We start from the raw sequence: 2,234 nt of genomic DNA, 5'->3' as shown, positions 1-2,234 counted from the left end.
TCCCGTTCCGAACCCGGAAGCTAAGCCCCATCGCGCCGAGAGTACTGCGGGGCCAGCCCGTGGGAGGCCAGGGCGCCGCTGACCGGTGGACGGCACCGAGCCGTACGCTTGAACTGGGAAGGGGGAGGCCTCGCGGCCTCCCCCTTTTTCGTTTCTCAGGCAATTTAACTAAATTACAATTTTTACAACGATATCATCTGCCGTCTTATTCAGACGTTCACCGTTCTCCTGACAGTCTCACGCACTCAATGGATTACTATCTACTTAAGCGTGATACTGCGCTTGACCTGTTTTAGGTGGGCCGTTTTATTGATTATGAAGGAAGGACGCACATGGCAGATGTTCACGAGCTGCTTGATACTTGGATTGCCAATGTCAAGGATGATGAGCTGCTGACCGAGCTCAACACGATGAAGGAGCAGGGTGACGAGGATGCCATCACCGATGCCTTCTTCCAGGATCTTGCCTTCGGCACCGCCGGCCTGCGTGGCACGATCGGTGCTGGCACCAACCGTATGAATATCTATACGGTCGGCCGTGCAACGCAGGGCTTCGCCGACTATCTCAATGCGACTTTTGAGCATCCGACGGTTGCCATTGCTCGCGATAGCCGCAATAAGGGCGAATTGTTCGTCAAGACGACTGCTGCCATTCTTGCAGCAAACGGCGTGACTGCTCTCGTGTACCCTAAGATTTCTCCCGTGCCGACGCTTTCCTGGGCCGTCCGCGACCTTAAGTGCTCCGGTGGCATTTGCATGACCGCTAGTCATAACCCTGCGCCCTATAACGGCTATAAGGCATATGGCCCCGACGGCTGCCAGATCACTAGCGAGGCCGCGGATGCAATTTCTAAGGCTATCGCCGAGACCGATACGTTCACTGGCGTGAAGTCCATGGACTTTGATGAGGCTCTTGAGCAGGGTCTGGTCAAATGGATCGATGACTCGTGCCTCGAGCGTTATTACGACGCCGTTCTCGCGCGCGGCGTGACCAACCTTTCTGCCGAGGAGATCGCTGGCGCTCCGCTTAAGCTCGTCTACACTCCGCTCAACGGCACTGGCCTCATTCCCGTCACGACGGTGCTCGAGCGCGCCGGCATCACCGATGTCACGGTTGTTCCCGAGCAGAAGGACCCGAACGGCGATTTCCCGACCTGCCCGTATCCTAACCCCGAGATCCGTCAGGCCATGCAGAAGGGAATCGACCTGTGCGAGCAGGTTCACCCCGATCTGCTGCTTGCAACCGATCCTGACGCCGACCGTGTTGGTGTTGCTGTTAAGAATGGTGATGACTATCTGCTGCTGACCGGCAATGAGATGGGCGTTCTGCTGCTCGACTATATCTGCAAGACCCGTGCCGCCCGCGGCGAGGATCTCACCAAGAAGGTCGCGGTTACTACCATTGTTTCTTCCGCCATGGTCGATGCTCTGGCCGAGGAGTATGGCTTTGAGCTCCGTCGCTGCCTGACGGGCTTCAAGTACATCGGTGACATCATTACCTCGCTTTCCGATGCTGGTGAAGTCGATCGATTTATCTTCGGTTTCGAGGAGAGCTACGGTTATCTGGCCGGCGACCACGTGCGTGACAAGGACGCCGTGAGCACTTCGCTTCTGATTTGCCAGATGGCGCAGTATTACAAGCTCCAGGGCAAGAACCTTGCCGATGCGATGCACGAGCTGTACGAGAAGTATGGCTACTATCACAACAAGACGATTTCGCTGAGCTATCCGGGCGCTGAGGGTGCGGCAAAGATGGCCGGCATCATGGCTGGTCTGCGCGAGAACCCGCCCGCGGAGCTCGCAGGCTCCAAGATCGAGGCCGTTGTGGATTACAACACGTGCGTGAACGGCCTGCCGAAGGCTAATGTCATTGAGTTCGATCTTGAGGGTGGCAACAAGGGTATTGTCCGTCCTTCCGGCACCGAGCCCAAGATCAAGCTGTACATCTTCGCTAAGGGCGCGGATGCCGCCGAGGCTGATGCAGCACTTGACGCGATTGAGGAGTCTGGCCGCAAGCTGCTGGCCTAGGGCTTGATAAACAGACTGTTACCGATAAGAAGGGAAGGGGGTCTCGCAAAGGGCCCCCTTCTTTTGCTCTAACGTTTGGTCGATGAATAATAAATGTGTAGGAGCTGTGTGCAACCAGATTCCCGCCCCCGGGGCCCCTCCGGTCTGGCAATATATCTCCTTGCCGCGCGGCCCGGTCGGACGAGATGGACCGCGGGGCGTGCACCT

The 2,234-nt window shown here is 57.3% G+C and carries 1 protein-coding gene and 1 rRNA gene; both read left to right on the top strand.

The features are described from left to right. Positions 1-84 (top strand): 5S ribosomal RNA (rrf, locus tag ACTQZF_RS09120); the annotation flags it as partial. A 248-nt stretch (positions 85-332) separates the two neighbouring features. After that, positions 333-2,027: a phospho-sugar mutase gene (locus ACTQZF_RS09115; RefSeq protein WP_154518687.1), complete on the top strand. Its 1,695-nt coding sequence runs from the start codon at positions 333-335 to the stop codon at positions 2,025-2,027. Positions 2,028-2,234 lie beyond the last annotated feature (207 nt).

The organism is Collinsella sp. LCP19S3_H3 (assembly GCF_052119145.1).
GTDB lineage: Bacteria > Actinomycetota > Coriobacteriia > Coriobacteriales > Coriobacteriaceae > Collinsella.
Note: the sequence above shows the minus strand (reverse complement) of the source record. Positions and strands in the feature narration are given on the sequence as shown.

What these genes read in the sequence shown, in the direction of transcription:
- ACTQZF_RS09115 (WP_154518687.1), top strand. Translation starts at nt 333, where the DNA reads ATGGCAGATGTTCACGAGCTGCTTGATACTTGGATTGCCAATGTCAAG.